The sequence below is a fragment of the uncultured Escherichia sp. genome (genome assembly GCF_948475835.1).
Taxonomy (GTDB): Bacteria; Pseudomonadota; Gammaproteobacteria; order Enterobacterales; family Enterobacteriaceae; genus ECMA0423.
On sequence record NZ_CAOLGM010000093.1, the window covers coordinates 1 to 19,120 of the forward strand.

The window sequence follows — 19,120 nt, forward strand, 5'->3', positions numbered from 1 at the left end:
TGACAACAATGCGTGACACCGTAAAGCAGGGGCCTTCAGTACCGGCAGACGTTTCCGGAGACGGCGTGATGGTCAGCGGCGCACTGCGCTCCAGCGCATCACGCTGACGCTGGTTTTCATCCAGCAACTGCTGCTGTTGCTGCTGAATTGCACTGCGGTCACCCGGAGACAGCATGGCTGCCGGAGACGAAAATGCGGGGATGAAACAACCAGAAAAAACGGAGAGGGAGAGATAGCATATCCACGCAGAGCCGCGCCGGAACATATCACAACAGGGGACAGACAACGCACGGGATAAAAGAGACGTTTTCGTCAGAATGTTGTTCTGCCGGCGCTGCATGTTCTCCCCGTATTCTGGCCTGTGTGATGCCAGTGTAAATTCATGTCAAAAAGTGTCAGCGAGAAAATTTACACCTGAAAAAGTCTGTCATGAAACAGTTTTATGACAAGACATCAAAAAAATGTCAAAAACGTGATCTTTCTTCAGCTTTTCAGAATATTGAGTACCAGGAAGTCAATATCAATTCTGGGACACATATGCATTTACCATTAAAACCGGGCACAACAAGCTGTTCAGTCTCAATCCATACCCCGTGTTTTATCAATATCAGAATAAGAATATCTGCGGATAAATAAAAAAGGAATGTCGAGGGAGCTTACCGCAGAGGGCTCTCCACCTCACAAGCCATTTACAAAAATGATACCGGCATATCTTTGGTCCCTGTCACAACCAGACATTGACAATCCAATATAACCCCAAATATATTTCGGGTAAGAAGTCTGGGATTTATACAGATATACTGTCTGTTATTACTATTTAATTATATAATTGTATTGCATACATAAGAGGCACTAATGAAACGTTATATAAAATGGTTTGCCATCACAATTTTTATCAGTATGTTGAGTGCCTGTGCCCGTACGGCCCCAGTGCAACAGATAAGCACCACTGTCAGTGTGGGTCATACTCAGGAGCAGGTTAAAAATGCCATTTTGAAAGCAGGTGCGCAGCGCAAGTGGATTATGACGCAAGTGTCCCCTGGAGTTATTAAAGCTCGCTATCAAACACGAAATCACGTTGCAGAGGTTCGTATTACATATACAGCTACCTACTATAACATCAAATATGACAGTAGCCTGAATCTGCAGGCTTCTGATGGAAAAATTCATAAAAACTATAACCGCTGGGTGCGTAACCTGGATAAAGATATACAGGTTAACTTGTCTACAGGAGCAACGTTATAGTGATGCTGATATCGGGCTGGAATGGCCCGATAGTATTTAACTTTCTCTATAAGAATGGTTATATATGTACGAACAGGACACGCTCAGCGCACTGGATGCCATCACCGAAGCACAGCGGATTGCCTTTGCTCCTATGCTTTTCCAGGCAGCTTTGTGCCTGCGCAATGCAGGAATATTAGATTATTTGGATCAACAGGGTAAACAGGGAGCTCCCCTTAATGCGATTACTGAGCACACAGTTCTGAATGAATATGCCGTGGGTGTGTTACTGGATATGGGCTTAAGCGGGCGAATTATTACCTGTAAAGAGGGAATTTATTACCTGGCGAAAATCGGTCATTACCTCCTGCATGACACTATGACTCGCGTGAATATGGATTTCACCCAGGATGTCTGTTACCAGGGGCTCTTCTTCCTTGCCGATTCACTCAATGAAGGAAAACCTTCCGGGTTAAAAGTATTTGGCGACTGGCCGACGATATATCCGGCACTTTCGCAATTACCAGACGCCGCACGTGATAGCTGGTTTGCGTTTGATCATTACTATTCAGATGGCGCATTTAACGCCGCACTGCCTTATGTATTCGCCAACAACCCCACAACCTTGTACGATGTGGGTGGCAATACGGGTAAGTGGGCTTTGCGCTGCTGCAAATTCAATGAAAACATCGCCGTTACGTTATTAGATCTGCCACAACAAATCGTACTGGCGAAAGAAAATATCGCGAATGCAGGTTTTTCTGATCGCATAGATTTCCATGCGGTGGATATGCTAAGCGATGCCCCATTACCAGGCGAGGCTGATATCTGGTGGATGAGCCAATTTTTAGACTGTTTTTCACCCGAACAAATAATTAGCATACTCAGCAAAATTGCCAGCGTAATGAAGCCTGGCGCAAAACTTTGCATCATGGAGTTGTTCTGGGATGCACAGCGGTTTGAAGCGACATCGTTTAGCCTGAATGCATCCTCACTTTATTTTACCTGCATGGCAAACGGTAACAGCCGTTTCTATAGTGCAGAGAAATTTTACGACTATCTGAATAAAGCAGGATTCCAGGTAGCAGAGCGTCACAATAATTTAGGCGTTGGGCATACACTTTTGATATGCCAAAAGAAATAATCGTCACTTAATAATTTTGGTTTACCGCGGGCGCGCGTTGATGAAATTTGCATTAAATATTACCAACTGGCAGGCACTGGCGCCTGGACTTAGCGATGTGCAGCAATGGCAAGCATGGTCGCGCCAGCCGTGGGCGATTGACCCTGCCGCGCCGTTGGCAAAATTAAGTGAACTGCCAATGATGACCGCTCGTCGTCTCAGTTCAGGCAGCAAACTGGCTGTTGAATGCGGTCTGACAATGCTACGCCGCCATCAGCCAGACGCTGTTTTGTATACCAGTCGTCATGGCGAACTGGAGCGCAATTACCGCATTGTTCATGCACTGGCAACCGAACAGGCGCTTTCTCCGACGGACTTCGCGCTTTCCGTACACAACTCTTCCGTGGGTAACCTGACCATTGTGGCCAAACAGCCGATCGTTTCGTCATCGCTTTCGGCTGGTCGCGACAGTTTCCAGCAAGGTTTGTGTGAAGTGCTTAGCCTGCTACAAGCGGGATACCAGCGCGTGTTGATGGTCGATTTTGATGGCTTTCTACCTGAGTTTTATCACCCGCAACTGCCCGCAGAAATGCCTACCTGGCCGTACGCCGTCGCGCTGGTGATTGAAGCTGGCGATGACTGGCAATGTGAAACGCAACCAGCCATTGCGGTAAATGAAACAACACTGCCGCAAAGCATGTTGTTTTTACAGCACTATTTACAAAATGCAGACGCATTTTCACTGCCTGGCGAGCGCGTGCAATGGCGCTGGAGCCGCAGATGAGTAAGCTGATGTCGCGCCTGGGATGGGCATGGCGACTGGTCATGACCGGGTTATGTTTTGCCCTGTTTGGTCTCGGCGGCCTGTTGCTTTCAGTCGTATGGTTTAACATATTGTTAGTTTTGGTATGGGATACTTCCCGCCGCCGTCGTTTGGCACGTCGCAGCATTGCCGCCAGTTTTCGCCTGTTTTTAACTGTCGCGAAAGCGCTTGGTGTGCTGGATTATCGTATTGATGGCGCTGAAATTTTACGTCAGGAACGCGGTTGCCTCGTCGTAGCCAATCATCCCACGCTGATCGATTACGTGCTGCTGGCGTCAGTCATGCCAGAAACTGACTGCCTGGTGAAAAGCGCGCTGTTAAAAAATCCTTTTCTTGGCGGCGTCGTGCGAGCGGCAGATTATTTAATCAACAGCGAAGCTGAAACCCTGTTACCCCGCTGCCAACAGCGACTGGCACAGGGTGACGCTATCCTGATTTTCCCCGAAGGCACACGAACGAAACCCGGTGAAAAAATGACATTACAGCGCGGTGCAGCGAATATTGCCGTGCGCTGCGCCAGCGATTTACGCATCGTGACAATCGGCTGTAGTGAGCATCTGCTGGATAAACAAAGTAAATGGTATGACGTTCCGCCTGCCAGGCCGTTTTTTACGGTTGAAGTCCATGGGCGGGTAGAAATCAATAAATTTTACGATGCAACTTCACATGAGCCGGCGCTGGCTGCAAGGCAGTTAAACCGGCATCTTTTGCTTCAATTACAACAAGGTTGTTTACCTCTCTCAGGAATAAATAATGCAAGCGCTTTATCTGGAAATTAAAAATCTCATCATCAGCACCCTCAATCTGGACGAGTTGACTCCTGATGATATTGATACCAATGCGCCACTGTTTGGCGACGGTTTAGGGCTGGACTCTATCGATGCACTGGAACTGGGGCTGGCAGTAAAAAATGAGTACGGCGTCATGCTCTCTGCGGAAAGCGAAGAAATGCGTCAGCACTTTTTCTCCGTCGCCACTCTGGCCTCTTTCATTGCTGCGCAACGTGCCTGAGGAAAGCCATCATGACAGACCAACAAACCATTTATCAGGAAGTCTCAGCCCTGCTGGTTAAGCTGTTTGAAATCGATCCGCAGGACATCAAACCTGAAGCGCGACTGTACGAAGATCTGGAACTGGACAGCATCGACGCCGTTGACATGATTGTGCACCTGCAAAAGAAAACCGGTAAGAAAATCAAGCCGGAAGAGTTTAAAGCAGTGCGTACAGTCCAGGATGTTGTCGAGGCTGTAGAACGCCTGCTACAAGAAGGCTAATTTGATGTCGGGCATTCGCTCGCTACCGATGATTAAGTTGCTGACCGGATTATTGCTGCTCGCCTGGCCTTTTTTAATCTGGCTAGGTTTGGTGCATAACAGCCTGCACTGGCTGTTGCCGCTGATGGCGCTGCTGCTTTTATTGCGCCTGCGCCAGCCCCGTCGCCAGACGGGGCCGCTCCAGGTCGTCACAAAAATCGTTGCTGTTGTGGGCATTGTATTGTGTGTCTCCAGTTTTCTGTTGAAAACGCACCAGTTACTGCTGTTTTACCCGGTAGTGGTTAACGCAGTCATGCTGGCGGTTTTTGGCGGTTCGCTGCGGTCGACAATGCCGATAGTTGAGCGGCTGGCACGTTTGCAGGAGCCAGACCTCCCGGAAAAGGCCGTGCGATATACCCGCCGCGTAACGCAGGTCTGGTGCCTGTTTTTTATTTTCAATGGCAGTATTGCGTTATTTACCACCTTGTATGGCAACATGCCCTTGTGGACAGCCTGGAACGGTATCATTGCTTACCTTCTGATAGGTTTCCTGACTGCAGGGGAATGGCTGATACGTTGTCAGATGATCAAACGGAAAACACCATGAATCAGACTCTCTCACTTTCACAGTGGTTGACAGCCTCTCGCCCTGTAACAACTCCTGTTGCCTGGCTTGGGGAATATACCTGGACACTGGGGCATCTGCGGCATGATGTAGCGCTTTTGATCGACCATTTACGCGACCAGCCAGGCAATCGCTGGGCACTTTGTTTTGAAAACAGCTATCTTTTTATTGTAGCGTTGTTGGCCACGCTACACTCAGGTAAAATCCCGGTAATCCCGGGCCATAATCGCGCCGCTTTGTTAAATGTACAACGCTCCTTGTTTGATTGCGTCCTGAGTGATAAAAGGCTGGGCTGGAACGGTCCACAGTTTGTTGTAAGCACATCTCACCAAATGACGACCAGCACGATAGCCTTTGATGATATTGCTTCTGACGCGTTTATTGAACTTTTCACATCGGGTTCAACCGGACAACCAAAACAAATTGCAAAACCTGTTATCAGCCTTGATCAAGAAGCAAACATGCTGGCAACTCACTTTGCAGACCGACTACTGGGCTGTCGTTTTGTAGCATCCGTGATGCCTCAGCACCTGTATGGGCTGACTTTCCGTATTTTTTTACCCATGGCACTTGGCCTGCCATTGCATGCCGCAATGCTCTGGTATTCTGAGCAACTTGCCGCATTAAGCCATACCTACCGCTATGCCTTTGTCAGCAGCCCGGCGTTCCTTAAGCGACTCGACCTTCATCTGACGCCTCCCCCAGTGGAAATGATTCTCTCTGCCGGCGGTATGCTACCATGGCAGGATGTAGAGAAAACTTCCACCTGGCTGAATATATGGCCCGATGAAATCTATGGTAGTACCGAAACAGGTATTCTCGCATGGCGTTACCGTCAACAGGATAATATCCCCTGGTTTACTTTTTCTGATGTTCATCTTTCACAGGAAAGTGAGGGGGTTCGTGTCTTTTCGCCACTAATCCCTGCTGAAGGATTGGTGCTTGACGATATGTTGCAATTCAATGAAAACGGTCAGTTCCACCTGATCGGACGACGTGGTCGAGTGGTAAAAATAGAGGAGAAGCGGATATCACTGGTTGAAATCGAACAACGACTTCTGGCACTTGACGGTATTATGGATGTCGCTGCAATACCATTAATACGCAATGGCCGCCAGGCTATCGGTGTCGTGGTTGTACCAAATAAAGAGGCCCGTCAAATATGGCAATGCTCCGGAGGGAAAACTCTGGAGTTGTCCTGGCGCAAAGCACTGTTACCATGGCTTGAACCTGTTGCAGTACCTCGTTACTGGCGCATTATTGATGAAATACCAGTAAACAATATGAATAAGCGTGTCTATGCGCAATTACAGGAGTTATTTCATGATACGCCATGAAATTGAGCGCCATCTGGTTCAGCCGCAGGAGATGGAAATCGTTCTATACCTTGACCCGATGCTCTACTGGTTTAATGGTCATTTTGCCGTACAGCCTCTGTTACCAGGCGTGGCCCAGTTGGACTGGGTAATGCATTATGCTACCACGCTGCTTGCTCCGGGCTGGCGTTTTCGTAGTATCCAGAATGTTAAATTTCTGGCGCCACTTATACCTGAGACGACTGTTACCCTGCAATTAACATGGCAGGAAACAAGTCAGGTACTCACTTTCTGCTATCAGCGTCACGACGGTGACGCCCGCCACACCGCCAGTAGCGGGAAGATCCGCCTATGTCGGTAAACTTTTCTCCCTGCGTGTTGATCCCCTGCTACAACCACGGCGCGATGATGCCGGGCGTGCTGGCGCGTCTTAAGCCATTTAATCTGCCCTGTATTGTGGTGGATGACGGCAGCGATGCCGCCACGCAACAGCAACTGGATAATCTGGTTAGCGAACAGCCTGGCGTGACCTTAATTCGCCTGGCAGAAAACGCAGGTAAAGGCGCAGCGGTGATGCGTGGCTTGCAGGCAGCGGCAGACGCAGGGTTCAGCCATGCGGTGCAGGTGGATGCTGACGGTCAACATGCGATTGAAGATATCCCCAAACTGCTGGCACTCGCTGAACAACACCCTGCGGCGCTGATCTCCGGTCAGCCAATTTACGATGACTCCATTCCCCGCTCACGGCTGTACGGGCGCTGGGTCACCCACGTCTGGGTATGGATCGAAACGCTCTCCCTGCAACTGAAAGACAGCATGTGCGGTTTTCGCGTTTATCCGGTTGCGCCGACGCTGCAACTGGCAAAACGCGCCACCATCGGCAAGCGGATGGATTTCGACACCGAAGTGATGGTGCGCCTCTACTGGCAGGGAAATACCAGCTATTTCGTGCCGACCCGCGTCACCTATCCGCTGGACGGGCTTTCGCATTTTGATGCCCTGAAAGATAACGTCCGCATCTCGCTCATGCACACGCGTCTGTTTTTCGGCATGTTGCCGCGTATTCCTTCACTGCTGATGTGCCACTCTTCCAGCCACTGGGCGCGGCAGAGTGAAGTGAAAGGGTTATGGGGAATGCGCCTGATGCTGCTGGTCTGGCGTCTGCTGGGAAGAACGGCGTTTAGCGCGCTGCTTTACCCGGTGGTGGGCGTCTACTGGCTCACGGCTTCTCGTGCGCGCAAAGCGTCGCAAGACTGGCTCGCCCGTGTACGACAGCATCAACCACAGGCGGCAAAACTCAACAGCTATCAGCACTTTCTACGTTTCGGTAATGCCATGCTCGACAAAATCGCCAGCTGGCGCGGCGAGCTACAACTGGGGCGTGATGTGCTGTTTGCGCCAGGCGCAGAAGCGGCGCTTGACGTCCGCGATCCGCGCGGCAAATTGCTGCTGGCCTCACATCTTGGCGATGTGGAAGTGTGCCGGGCGCTGGCAAAAATTGAGGGCTACAAAACCATTAACGCGCTGGTGTTTAGCGAAAACGCCCAACGCTTTAAACAGATAATGCAGGAGATGGCTCCCCAGGCAGGCATTAACCTGATGCCGGTAACAGATATCGGCCCGGAAACCGCCATCCTGCTGAAAGAGAAGCTGGATAACGGCGAATGGGTGGCGATTGTCGGTGACCGCATCGCCGTCACCCCGCAACGCGGCGGCGACTGGCGCGTCTGCTGGAGTCCGTTTATGGGCCAGCCTGCGCCCTTCCCACAGGGGCCGTTTATTCTCGCCTCTATTTTGCGCTGCCCGGTGAATCTGATTTTCGCCCTGCGCCAGCACGGCAAGCTGCATATTCACTGCGAAACCTTTGCCGACCCGCTGCTGTTGCCGCGTGGCGAACGCCAACAGGCGCTGCAAAACGCTATCGACCACTACGCCGCGCGTCTGGAACATTACGCGCTCCAGTCGCCCCTCGACTGGTTTAATTTTTTCGATTTCTGGCAACTGCCGGAAATTCAGGACAAGGAGTAAAGGGTGCTTAACGATCCCCGATTTACCGCTGAAGTCGAGCTGACCATTCCCTTTCACGACGTCGATATGATGGGCGTGGCCTGGCACGGTAACTATTTTCGCTACTTTGAAGTGGCCCGCGAGGCGCTGCTCAACCAGTTCAATTACGGCTATCGGCAGATGAAAGAGTCCGGTTATTTGTGGCCAGTGGTCGATGCGCGGGTGAAATATCGCCACGCCCTCACCTTTGAGCAACGCATCCGCGTGCGTGCGCATATCGAAGAGTTCGAAAACCGTCTGCGGATTGGCTATCAGATTTTCGATGCCGAAACGGGCAAACGCGCCACCACCGGATACACCATTCAGGTCGCGGTCGACGAGCAAAGTCGCGAACTGTGCTTTGTCAGCCCCGATATTCTGTTTGAACGCATGGGAGTCAAACCATGAAATTTTTACCGCTGCTGGCGCTGCTGATTAGCCCGTTTGTGAGCGCCCTGACCCTGGACGATCTTCAGCAACGTTTTACCGAACAGCCGGTGATCCGCGCCCATTTCGATCAAACCCGGACGATTAAAGATCTGCCGCAGCCGCTGCGATCTCAGGGCCAGATGTTGATCGCCCGCGACCAGGGGTTATTGTGGGATCAAACCTCACCATTTCCCATGCAGCTATTGCTGGACGATAAACGCATGGTGCAGGTGATCAACGGTCAGCCGCCGCAAATCATCACTGCGGAAAATAACCCGCAGATGTTTCAGTTTAACCACCTGCTGCGCGCGCTGTTCCAGGCCGATCGCAAAGTGCTGGAACAAAACTTCCGCGTCGAATTTGCTGACAAAGGCGAAGGCCGCTGGACGCTGCGCCTGACTCCGATCACCACGCCGCTGGATAAAATTTTCAACACCATCGATCTCGCCGGGCAAACCTATCTGGAGAGCATTCAGCTTAATGATAAACAGGGCGATCGCACCGATATCGCTCTTACCCAACATCAACTGACGCCAGTGCAACTGACCGATGACGAACGCCAACGTTTTGCCGCCCAGTAAACGCCCGGCGCTGTTATGGGGGCTAGTCTGCCTGGTCATGGCGGCGGCGTTGCTGATCCTGCTGCCGCAATCACGGCTGAACAGTAGCGTGCTGGCTATGTTACCCAAACAGGCGATGGGCGATATTCCTCCGGCGCTGAATGACGGCTTTATGCAGCGTCTGGACCGCCAACTGGTGTGGCTGGTCAGCCCCGGTAAAGAGGCTAATCCCAGGGTCGCTCAGGAGTGGCTGACGCTGCTGCAAAAATCCGCTGCGCTCGGCGATGTTAAAGGACCAATGGATGCCGCCAGCCAGCAGGCGTGGGGAGCGTTTTTCTGGCAGCACCGCAACGGCCTGATTGACCCCGACACCCGCGCCCGCCTGCAAAACGGCGGCGAAGCGCAGGCGCAGTGGATCCTCTCCCAGCTTTATTCCGCATTCTCCGGGGTAAGCGGCAAGGAGCTGCAAAACGATCCGCTGATGTTAATGCGCGGCTCGCAGCTGGCGATGGCGAAAAACGGCCAGCGTTTGCGGCTGATGGACGGCTGGCTGGTGATGCAGGATCCCCAGGGCAACTACTGGTATCTGCTGCACGGTGAACTGGCGGGTTCGTCGTTTGATATGCAGCAAACCCACCAGCTCATCACGACCCTGAATACGCTGGAAGAGGATCTGAAAACGCGTTACCCGCAGGCTCAGTTGCTCTCACGCGGCACGGTATTTTACAGCGATTACGCCAGCCAACAGGCGAAGCAGGATATCTCCACCCTGGGCGTGGCAACGCTGCTGGGGGTGATATTACTGATTGTGGCGGTGTTCCGCTCTTTGCGCCCGTTACTGCTTTGCGTGATTTCCATCGGCATCGGCGCGCTGGCGGGAACGGTCGCCACCTTGTTGATTTTCGGCGAATTACACCTGATGACGCTGGTGATGAGCATGAGCGTTATCGGCATTTCCGCTGACTACACGCTCTATTACCTCACCGAGCGGATGGTGCACGGCAATGACGTTTCGCCGTGGCAAAGCCTGGCGAAAGTGCGCAATGCCTTGCTACTGGCGCTGCTCACCACCGTGGCGGCATATCTGATTATGATGCTCGCCCCTTTTCCCGGTATTCGGCAAATGGCGATTTTTGCCGCCGTCGGGTTGAGCGCCTCCTGTCTGACCGTCCTGTTCTGGCATCCGTGGCTGTGCCGTGGCCTGCCGGTACGCCCGGTTCCGGCGATGGCGCTGATGCTGCGCTGGCTGGCGGCGTGGCGGCGTAATAAAAAACTGTCGCTGGGTCTGCCCGTCGCGCTGGCGCTGTTTTCGCTGGCGGGGATGTCAATGCTACGCGTCGATGACGATATCTCGCAGTTACAGGCGCTGCCGCAGCATATTCTGGCGCAGGAGAAAGCCATTACCGCCCTGACCGGACAAAGCGTCGATCAAAAATGGTTTGTAGTTTACGGCGACTCCCCACAGCAAACCTTGGGACGGCTGGAGACATTTACCACCTCGCTGGAGAAAGCGAAAAAAGACGGCCTTATCAGCAACTACCGCACCATTCCGCTGAACTCCCTGGCGCGGCAGGAGGAAGATTTAGACCTGCTGAAAACGGCTGCCCCGACGGTAACAAAAGCACTGCAAAATGCCGGGCTGACGGCGGTGAACCCGGATCTTAACGCCATGCCAGTGAAGGTTGATGAATGGCTGGCAAGCCCCGCCAGTGAAGGCTGGCGTCTGCTGTGGCTGACGCTGGAAAACGGCGAAAGCGGCGTACTGGTGCCGGTTGAAGGGGTTAAAAGTAGCGCGTTGCTGCAGGAAATCGCCAGCTATTACCCTGGCGGCATTGCCTGGGTTGATCGCAAAAGCACCTTTGATGAATTGTTCGCACTTTACCGTTATGTGTTAACCGGCTTGTTGCTGGTGGCGCTGGCAGTAATTGCCTGCGGCGCAGTGGCCCGCCTCGGCTGGCGCAAAGGGCTTATCAGCCTGGTGCCTTCGGTGCTTTCGCTGGGCTGCGGTCTGGCAGTGCTGGCGATGAGCGGGCAGGCGGTGAATCTCTTTTCGCTACTGGCGCTGGTGCTGGTGCTTGGCATCGGCATCAATTACACGCTGTTTTTCAGTAATCCGCGCGGTACACCGTTAACTTCCCTACTGGCGATCACGCTGGCAATGCTCACCACCTTGCTGACGCTGGGAATGCTGGTATTCAGCGCCACCCAGGCCATCAGCAGTTTTGGCATTGTGCTGGTGAGCGGTATTTTCACCGCCTTCCTGCTTTCGCCGCTGGCTATGCCCGATAAAAAGAGAACAAAAAAATGATCAAATCCACCTTCTGGCGAGCGCTCGCCCTGACCGCTACGCTTATCCTCACCGGCTGTAGCCACTCGCAACCGGAACAGGAAGGCCGCCCGCAGGCGTGGCTGCAACCTGGCACACGCATCACGCTGCCTGCGCCGGGGATTTCACCCGCCGTCAATTCCCAGCAACTCTTGACCGGCAGCTTCAACGGCAAAACCCAGTCGCTGCTAGTGATGCTTAACGCCGACGACCAGAAAATCACCCTTGCCGGGCTGTCGTCGGTCGGCATTCGCCTGTTTCTGGTGACCTACGATGCAAAAGGTCTACGCGCCGAGCAATCCATCGTCGTCCCGCAGCTGCCGCCCGCAAGTCAGGTGCTGGCTGACGTAATGCTCAGCCACTGGCCGATTAGCGCCTGGCAACCGCAACTTCCCACTGGCTGGACGCTTCGCGACAACGGCAACAAACGCGAGCTGCGTAACGCCAGCGGCAAGCTGGTCACGGAAATCATCTATCTGAATCGCCAGGGCAAACGCGTGCCAATCAGCATTGAGCAGCATGTCTTTAAATACCACATCACCATTCAATACTTAGGTGACTGATATGATTTATATTTCCGCCGTCGGCATGATCAACGCCCTGGGAAATAATCTTGACGAAATCGCAGCCAACCTGGCTCGCGGTGTCGCCCCCGGCATGCGTCCGCGCGCAGGCTGGTTGCAGGGGCATCCGCAGGCGGTCCTGGCTGGCGTGGATGGCGAGCTTCCGCTTATCCCCGAAAAATTCGCTGCGCACCGCTCGCGCAACAATCAGATCCTGCTGGCGGCGCTGGCGCAGATCCAGCCGCAGGTTGATGACGCTATCGCGAAATATGGCCGCGAGCGCATCGCGATTGTGCTTGGCACCAGCACCTCCGGCCTGCATGAGGGCGACACGCACGTTAACCTGCGCACCAACGGACAGCCGAGCACCACATGGCACTACGCGCAACAGGAACTCGGCGATCCGTCGCGTTTTCTCAGCCACTGGCTGGCGCTCGACGGCCCGGCCTATACCCTTTCAACCGCCTGCTCTTCCAGCGCCAGAGCGATGATCAGCGGGCGCAGGCTTATCGAAGCGGGGCTGGTCGATGCCGCCATTGTGGGTGGCGCAGATACTCTGAGCCGGATGCCGATTAACGGTTTTCACAGCCTCGAATCGCTCTCGCCAACCTTATGTCTGCCGTTTGGTCGTGACCGCGCAGGTATCACCATTGGCGAAGGGGCGGGACTGATGTTATTAACCCGTGAACCGCAGCCCATCGCGTTACTGGGCGTTGGTGAATCGAGCGACGCTTACCATATTTCGGCCCCGCATCCGCAGGGCGAAGGGGCGATCCGCGCCATTAACCAGGCGCTGACCGATGCGCAGCTTACGCCAGATGACGTCGGCTATATCAACCTGCACGGTACCGCCACACAACTCAACGACCAGATTGAATCGATGGTGGTTAACGCCCTGTTTGGCGAACGCGTACCTTGCAGTTCCACCAAACATTTGACCGGACACACGCTGGGCGCGGCGGGCATTACCGAGGCGGCAATCAGCATGTTGATTTTACAGCGTGATTTACCGCTGCCCGCTCAGGACTTCAGCCTGTCGCCGCGCGATCCCACGCTGCCACCGTGCGGCATTATCGAAAAACCGCAGCCGCTGGCACGTCCGGTGATCCTGTCCAATTCCTTCGCCTTTGGCGGCAATAACGCCAGCATTCTGCTCGGGAGGGTTTCGTGAGCCACTATTTATCCCCCGGCGCTTATCTGCCCCACGACGCGCCCATGTTACTGCTGGAAGACGTGGTGAGCGTCAGCGATGACAGCGCGGTGTGCCGCGTGACGGTTTCGCCCAGTGGCGTACTGGCACCGTTTCTCGACCCGGACGGCAATCTCCCCGGCTGGTTTTCCCTTGAACTGATGGCGCAAACTGTCGGCGTCTGGTCTGGCTGGCATCGCCACGAGCAGGGCAAAAACAGTATTGAGTTAGGGATGGTACTGGGCGCGCGTGAATTGCTTTGCGCCGCTGGCATTCTGCCCGCAGGCCAGACGCTGACCATTACCGTCAAGCTGCTGATGCAGGACGATCGCTTCGGCAGTTTTGAGTGCAGCATCAACGACGGCGAGGCGACGGGCCGCATTAACACCTTCCAGCCGACCGCGGAAGAACTTACCACCCTGTTTCAACAAGGAGCGTCCTGATGAGTCGTTCAGTTCTGGTTACTGGTGCCAGCAAAGGCATTGGTCGCGCCATCGCCTGCCAACTGGCGGCAGACGGCTTTAACATTGGCGTTCACTATCACCGTGACGCCACAGGCGCTCAGGAAACGCTGAATGCCATTGTCGCTAACGGTGGTAACGGGCGTTTGCTCAGTTTCGACGTCGCAAACCGCGAACAGTGTCGGGAAGTGCTGGAGTACGAGATCGCGCAACACGGTGCCTGGTACGGCGTGGTCAGTAACGCCGGGATCGCCCGCGATGCCGCTTTTCCGGCTTTAAGCGATGACGACTGGGATGCGGTGATCCACACCAACCTCGACAGTTTCTACAACGTCATTCAACCGTGCATTATGCCGATGATCGGCGCGCGCCAGGGCGGACGCATCATCACGCTGTCATCGGTTTCCGGCGTGATGGGTAATCGCGGTCAGGTGAACTACAGCGCTGCCAAAGCCGGAATTATCGGCGCAACAAAAGCACTGGCTATCGAACTCGCGAAGCGCAAAATCACCGTCAACTGCATCGCGCCAGGGCTAATTGATACCGGGATGATCGAAATGGAAGAGAGCGCCCTGAAAGAGGCAATGTCGATGATCCCCATGAAACGCATGGGCCAAGCGGAAGAAGTTGCCGGGCTTGCCAGCTATTTAATGTCTGATATTGCGGGTTATGTCACCCGCCAGGTTATTTCCATCAACGGAGGGATGTTATGACACGTCGCGTAGTGATTACAGGAATGGGCGGCGTGACTGCCTTTGGTGAAAACTGGCAGGACGTTTCCGCGCGTCTGCTGGCGTATGAGAATGCAGTGCGCAAAATGCCGGAGTGGCAGGTCTACGATGGACTGCACACCCTGCTTGGCGCGCCTGTTGATGATTTCACGCTACCGGAGCACTACACCCGCAAGCGTATCCGTGCGATGGGCCGCGTGTCGCAAATGTCGACCCGTGCCAGCGAGCTGGCGTTAGAGCAGGCAGGGTTGATTGGCGATCCGATATTAACCAGCGGCGAAACGGGCATTGCGTACGGTTCATCGACCGGCAGTACCGGTCCGGTGAGCGAATTTGCCACCATGCTGACGGAAAAGCACACCAATAACATCACTGGCACCACCTATGTGCAGATGATGCCGCACACTACCGCCGTTAATACTGGCCTCTTTTTCGGCCTGCGCGGGCGGGTGATCCCGACCTCCAGCGCCTGTACCTCCGGCAGCCAGGCGATCGGTTATGCGTGGGAAGCCATTCGCCACGGTTATCAAACGGTGATGGTTGCCGGTGGTGCCGAAGAGTTATGCCCTTCAGAAGCAGCGGTATTTGATACGCTTTTCGCTACCAGCCAGCACAATGATGCGCCGAAAACCACACCTTCACCGTTCGATGAAAACCGCGACGGGCTGGTGATTGGTGAAGGCGCAGGGACGCTCATCCTCGAAGAACTGGAGCACGCCAAAGCGCGCGGCGCGACCATTTACGGTGAAATCGTCGGCTTTGCGACTAACTGCGACGCGGCACATATTACCCAGCCGCAGCGCGAAACCATGCAATACTGTATGGAGCAATCGCTGAAAATCGCCGGGTTAAGCGCACAAGATATCGGCTATATTTCGGCGCATGGTACGGCGACCGATCGTGGTGATATGGCAGAAAGTCTGGCGACAGCAACCATTTACGGTGATAATGTGCCGCTCTCCTCGCTGAAAAGTTATTTTGGTCATACGCTTGGTGCCTGTGGCGCGCTCGAAGCCTGGATGAGTCTGCAAATGATGCGCGAAGGTTGGTTTGCGCCTACGCTAAACCTGAATAAACCAGACCCGAACTGTGGCGCGCTGGATTACATCATGCATGAAGCCCGAAAGGTTGATTGTGAGTTTTTGCAGAGTAACAACTTTGCCTTTGGCGGCATTAATACATCCATCATCATTAAGCGCTGGCCCTGAGTTATACAACCACATGGACATCCCATGTGGTGATTCTTCAAAAAATCTGAATCAATGAATATGCACCTCATCCACATTCAACCATTCTTTTGTTTACCATCTGATTGTCGACAATCCTCCAAAAAGCAAATTCTCTTACGCATACTGAAGAGTATTCCGTATAAGGATTCAGCAGACAAAACTTTATCAGTCCACACGAATCAACGGATGCACAGATGACACGCCCGGTTATTACCGGGCAATGGTTGCCATAACGGGTAACATAAGGGACTGAACAGTTGTCTTTAGCGCAACGAACTGATCGAACGTACCTGAACGGACAACCTGAAAACAGCCTTCCATCCTGCTTTGTCCGCCAGCGCTTATTACCAGCCACGTCTGTTGCAGTAAATTAATCAGTTACGAACATTATTTATCAATCGTGACGCTGGCTCGCGCATGGCAGAAAAGGTCCTGACTGAGCAACGACAGGCATCGTATTGTTGCTGCTCCATGTTGTTCACGCAACCAGCGTAATACCAGTGGCGATGATGGACTGACCGTGTGATTACGCTCAGTAATACGTTCGTGCACCTGTCGATAAAAGGAAGTACAGAATGCATGAATCTGTTGCCCGTTGATGTTTCCTTCTGCCGAATGGAGCGTAAAGTAAAATGCCAACAGATGTGGCCAGTGGTCCACTGCCTGCTAAACAAAACGCCGGATTTTCCCCGCTTCTGAAATTAAGGCTTCGGTTATTTGCACTATTTTATCTCTGTTGAATTTGGTTAAGCCGGTGCAGGCACAAGAAAGCGAGCATCAACACCGGTACGGTTCGATGCAAACAGCTGTAACTGGCGATACGAAAGGAATGACGAATCAGTCAGGATGACAAACTGCTGGCTGACCGGAGGGGGCGCAGGAAGATTCACGGCAGTGTCGCCAGCACCAGGGACAGGCCCCATCGCCACAATACCAGCGCTGACATCTGGCATATTGCCAGCGTACCGGTATCACAACACCTTTCATACTTCTGCCCCCGTGATTCTTCGATTCGTTACTGTATATACTGTGACACTTCGCTTTTATACCTGCGGCTGGATCGGCCCGGCTTGATGAAGTGAGAGAAATGGTCTTCACTGATCAGCTTATAAAACCCTTTGTCGGTCATGCCGGTGAAACTGGTGATGTAGCTCATGTCGATCAGTGGATCGTCGGCACGCAGCAATACGCTGCCGTGGCTTGTTGTGGTCAACATGGTCAGAATGTCCTCTGTGAGATTTATGAAAGTTGTGCGAATGCGGGGGAATCTGCTGAACTGTGTGCTACGGGATACCCGGGATTACCTGCGAGGTAACGGGCTTCCGGATCGCACACCTCACGATGATCACAGGCGAAATCACTGAATGCTCTTTGAGTCTATCTTCGCTGTCAGGTAACCAATGAACCCCGTTCCACATCCGGAGGGCTTCTGGTACTGCGCCGCTTCGTCCAGTGACATAAAGCGCTTACATTGCCTATGGCATCCATAATCAACTGATCCAGAATAGGGACATCAAAATATGTCTCTCTGACCATTATATTCCGGCGTATCGGTAGCAGGTCAGAAGTGACGGTTATCAGCGCACACAGGGCCTCCATAAATGTAGCCCCCGGGATTAACCGTCCTGAGACACGGATAAATACGGAGACGACGCAAGCGTGTGGTTGATTGACACCACAGTGCGAATTCGGCGAATGCGAGATCACGGTACGATTCCGCACCACAGTACACAATCAATACCCCGGGGTTTATTCAGGTAAGCAGGGCTGCGGATATCCGGTGTCGCGCCGTTGTGTCACGAACGGTGTAGGTGCGAAACACCGGATAAAATGCAGGTTGCGATACCTCTGAACGCCCTGCGCAGAACGGAGATTTTGGATTAAGTGCTCGCACCTCCGCAGTCCTGGAACAAGTCGGGCTGGTAGCTGTAAACAGACTTCGTACATACCGCTCGGCAATAAATCCCCGTACCACAGGCCTCACAGAATTTCTTCCCATGAAAAAACTGCTCACACATCACACAATGCCACTCCAGCACGACCGGTAATGGAGATAAAAACATCGGCATATCCTCAATGTAAGGGTGGAACTTTTCCGGATTCAGCACCACACACTCCGCCTTCTGTTGCTCGCTCAGGGCATGTAAATCATGCTCAAACCACGCCCCCTGAGCATCTGTCTGCAAAATCAACCGACCACGACAGGAAAGGCAGAAACAATGCCGTATATTTCTGCTGAGCGCAGAATCGGCACTGATAATGTGCTCACCCGGCGTGATCCCCAGCCCCGTTTTTATACCGTTCATCCTGCTACCCCCTCCTCACTGAAACTTCCGCTCTGGCAATGTGTGCAGTACTGCTCCCCATAATAATCGTGGTGACATTGTCTGCAGTGCCAGCTGGCTTTACGCACCACGGGTAAGGCATCCGGTACGAATTGCTGCAGACGCTTAATCAAGCGTACCTCCCTGCGTTCCGGTCTGACATAAGGACACTGCTGACCGTGCGCTGTCAGCCCGTCGTCAGTGTGTTCAAACCAGGGACGCTCAGTGTCGTATTGCGGGTGGTATCTGAGCGCACTGCCGCAGAGGTGGCAAGTGTAGCGATCGTAAGGTGCAGTCTGTGCGGTACGGGCACCCGTCAGACGCCCGTTGCCATCAAGTGCGAGAAAGGATTTTGCGTACATAGTCATATTCCTCAGCCGCCAGACGACACGCAGGCAACAGCCGTCCCGGTACGGGCAGTGTGGTCAGGGTGTGAATGGCGGTTCAGTTAAAATCTGGACTGGAGTCTGGGTAAAGCAGGCTGGTTGCTGTTACAGCACTGTGGTTGTCACACAATGGAACACTGACGTAAAAAACAGTCAGTGGGCGAGTGGATACATCGTTGCCGCCAGACAACAACCCATACTTTTGGTTTGCCGGATATTGGCGCGCCAGTCGTGCTCAACTCCGGCTACAGCCAAAATTGCGCTCACCGGTGCCGTGAGCTTTGGTGTACTCTTTCGCAAGATAGTCAGCACGCTCCAGCACCTGCTGAAAGCCGGTGTCATCACCGCGTTCCAGCCACACCGCCGGCGTTTCAGGAAAATGCGCCAGCGTGGTATGATCTCCGGTATCCACTCCCAGGGCGCTGCACCACGCCTGTTTAATCATCCCGGCCAGTGACCCCGGATCGCGGTAATCACCTGCACGACACCAGGTATCCCGGTTGACCAGCAGC

At 53.5% G+C, this 19,120-nt stretch carries 23 protein-coding genes and 2 pseudogenes; 18 read left to right on the forward strand and 7 right to left on the reverse strand.

Translation table 11 applies throughout. The features are described from left to right. Positions 1-340, reverse strand: a pseudogene (locus QZF50_RS16770) (ShlB/FhaC/HecB family hemolysin secretion/activation protein); the annotation flags it as partial. 515 nt (positions 341-855) lie between these two features. On the opposite strand from QZF50_RS16770, the gene QZF50_RS16775 reads away from it, so the two are divergent. The 18 genes from QZF50_RS16775 to QZF50_RS16860 all read left to right on the forward strand — a co-directional run bounded on the left by QZF50_RS16775 (position 856) and on the right by QZF50_RS16860 (position 15,877). After that, on the forward strand, positions 856-1,245 hold the full coding sequence (locus QZF50_RS16775; RefSeq protein ID WP_000833174.1) for a hypothetical protein: 390 nt from the start codon (positions 856-858) through the stop codon (positions 1,243-1,245). A gap of 64 nt (positions 1,246-1,309) precedes the next feature. After that, a complete protein-coding gene (locus QZF50_RS16780; RefSeq protein ID WP_000273204.1) occupies positions 1,310-2,368 on the forward strand; it encodes a methyltransferase in 1,059 nt (352 codons plus the stop codon). Between the two features lie 40 nt (positions 2,369-2,408). Further along, a complete protein-coding gene (locus QZF50_RS16785; protein WP_001442995.1) occupies positions 2,409-3,131 on the forward strand; it encodes a beta-ketoacyl synthase chain length factor in 723 nt (240 codons plus the stop codon). Further along, positions 3,128-3,949, forward strand: coding sequence for a lysophospholipid acyltransferase family protein (locus QZF50_RS16790; RefSeq protein ID WP_290388923.1), 822 nt, complete (start codon positions 3,128-3,130; stop codon positions 3,947-3,949). The genes QZF50_RS16785 and QZF50_RS16790 overlap by 4 nt, the downstream gene beginning before the upstream one ends. Then, on the forward strand, positions 3,924-4,181 hold the full coding sequence (locus tag QZF50_RS16795) for a phosphopantetheine-binding protein (protein ID WP_061892676.1): 258 nt from the start codon (positions 3,924-3,926) through the stop codon (positions 4,179-4,181). Before QZF50_RS16790 ends, QZF50_RS16795 begins: the two co-directional genes overlap by 26 nt. An 11-nt stretch (positions 4,182-4,192) precedes the next feature. Beyond that, a complete protein-coding gene (locus QZF50_RS16800) occupies positions 4,193-4,444 on the forward strand; it encodes an acyl carrier protein (RefSeq protein ID WP_000132059.1) in 252 nt (83 codons plus the stop codon). Positions 4,445-4,448: 4 nt separating this feature from the next. Next, the gene (locus QZF50_RS16805; RefSeq protein ID WP_001442994.1) at positions 4,449-5,030 is read left to right on the forward strand and encodes a hypothetical protein; all 582 of its coding nucleotides are present in this window, start codon (positions 4,449-4,451) and stop codon (positions 5,028-5,030) included. After that, positions 5,027-6,385 (forward strand): acyl-CoA synthetase, encoded by a 1,359-nt coding sequence (locus QZF50_RS16810; RefSeq protein ID WP_001077064.1) that lies wholly within the window; start codon positions 5,027-5,029, stop codon positions 6,383-6,385. The genes QZF50_RS16805 and QZF50_RS16810 overlap by 4 nt, the downstream gene beginning before the upstream one ends. Then, positions 6,372-6,725: a hypothetical protein gene (locus QZF50_RS16815; protein WP_001304725.1), complete on the forward strand. Its 354-nt coding sequence runs from the start codon at positions 6,372-6,374 to the stop codon at positions 6,723-6,725. Before QZF50_RS16810 ends, QZF50_RS16815 begins: the two co-directional genes overlap by 14 nt. Continuing rightward, the gene (locus tag QZF50_RS16820; RefSeq protein WP_061892675.1) at positions 6,716-8,392 is read left to right on the forward strand and encodes a glycosyltransferase; all 1,677 of its coding nucleotides are present in this window, start codon (positions 6,716-6,718) and stop codon (positions 8,390-8,392) included. The genes QZF50_RS16815 and QZF50_RS16820 overlap by 10 nt, the downstream gene beginning before the upstream one ends. A 3-nt stretch (positions 8,393-8,395) precedes the next feature. Beyond that, complete coding sequence (locus QZF50_RS16825) at positions 8,396-8,818, forward strand: thioesterase family protein (RefSeq protein WP_000930891.1); 423 nt, start codon at positions 8,396-8,398, stop codon at positions 8,816-8,818. Next, positions 8,815-9,420, forward strand: a complete 606-nt coding sequence (locus QZF50_RS16830; protein WP_061892674.1) for an outer membrane lipoprotein carrier protein LolA — start codon at positions 8,815-8,817, stop codon at positions 9,418-9,420. The genes QZF50_RS16825 and QZF50_RS16830 overlap by 4 nt, the downstream gene beginning before the upstream one ends. Next, entirely contained in the window at positions 9,389-11,707 is a 2,319-nt protein-coding gene (locus QZF50_RS16835) for an MMPL family transporter (protein ID WP_061892673.1), read from the forward strand. The genes QZF50_RS16830 and QZF50_RS16835 overlap by 32 nt, the downstream gene beginning before the upstream one ends. Then, entirely contained in the window at positions 11,704-12,288 is a 585-nt protein-coding gene (locus tag QZF50_RS16840) for a DUF3261 domain-containing protein (RefSeq protein WP_000597708.1), read from the forward strand. Before QZF50_RS16835 ends, QZF50_RS16840 begins: the two co-directional genes overlap by 4 nt. Position 12,289: 1 nt before the next feature. Further along, positions 12,290-13,459 (forward strand): beta-ketoacyl-[acyl-carrier-protein] synthase family protein, encoded by a 1,170-nt coding sequence (locus QZF50_RS16845; RefSeq protein WP_061892672.1) that lies wholly within the window; start codon positions 12,290-12,292, stop codon positions 13,457-13,459. Then, positions 13,456-13,920, forward strand: a complete 465-nt coding sequence (locus QZF50_RS16850) for a 3-hydroxy-fatty acyl-ACP dehydratase (protein WP_061892671.1) — start codon at positions 13,456-13,458, stop codon at positions 13,918-13,920. Before QZF50_RS16845 ends, QZF50_RS16850 begins: the two co-directional genes overlap by 4 nt. Then, on the forward strand, positions 13,920-14,651 hold the full coding sequence (locus QZF50_RS16855; RefSeq protein WP_061892670.1) for a 3-ketoacyl-ACP reductase FabG2: 732 nt from the start codon (positions 13,920-13,922) through the stop codon (positions 14,649-14,651). Before QZF50_RS16850 ends, QZF50_RS16855 begins: the two co-directional genes overlap by 1 nt. After that, positions 14,648-15,877: a beta-ketoacyl-ACP synthase gene (locus tag QZF50_RS16860; protein WP_000198472.1), complete on the forward strand. Its 1,230-nt coding sequence runs from the start codon at positions 14,648-14,650 to the stop codon at positions 15,875-15,877. The genes QZF50_RS16855 and QZF50_RS16860 overlap by 4 nt, the downstream gene beginning before the upstream one ends. A gap of 231 nt (positions 15,878-16,108) precedes the next feature. Here the strand turns inward: QZF50_RS16860 and QZF50_RS16865 are convergent. From QZF50_RS16865 to QZF50_RS16890, 6 genes and pseudogenes are all read right to left on the reverse strand, one after another. Then, positions 16,109-16,621 (reverse strand): annotated as a pseudogene (locus QZF50_RS16865) (hypothetical protein). 23 nt (positions 16,622-16,644) lie between these two features. Beyond that, positions 16,645-16,851: a hypothetical protein gene (locus QZF50_RS16870; RefSeq protein ID WP_019842628.1), complete on the reverse strand. Its 207-nt coding sequence runs from the start codon at positions 16,849-16,851 to the stop codon at positions 16,645-16,647. Positions 16,852-16,913: 62 nt separating this feature from the next. Further along, the gene (locus tag QZF50_RS16875) at positions 16,914-17,114 is read right to left on the reverse strand and encodes a regulator (RefSeq protein WP_061892669.1); all 201 of its coding nucleotides are present in this window, start codon (positions 17,112-17,114) and stop codon (positions 16,914-16,916) included. A 664-nt stretch (positions 17,115-17,778) separates the two neighbouring features. Beyond that, positions 17,779-18,204, reverse strand: coding sequence for a putative zinc ribbon protein (locus QZF50_RS16880; RefSeq protein ID WP_061892668.1), 426 nt, complete (start codon positions 18,202-18,204; stop codon positions 17,779-17,781). Then, the gene (locus QZF50_RS16885) at positions 18,201-18,584 is read right to left on the reverse strand and encodes a putative zinc ribbon protein (protein ID WP_061892667.1); all 384 of its coding nucleotides are present in this window, start codon (positions 18,582-18,584) and stop codon (positions 18,201-18,203) included. The genes QZF50_RS16880 and QZF50_RS16885 overlap by 4 nt, the downstream gene beginning before the upstream one ends. 259 nt (positions 18,585-18,843) lie before the next feature. Beyond that, positions 18,844-19,120 (reverse strand): inovirus-type Gp2 protein (locus tag QZF50_RS16890; protein WP_290388924.1); only part of this gene is annotated, 277 nt, incomplete at its 5' end.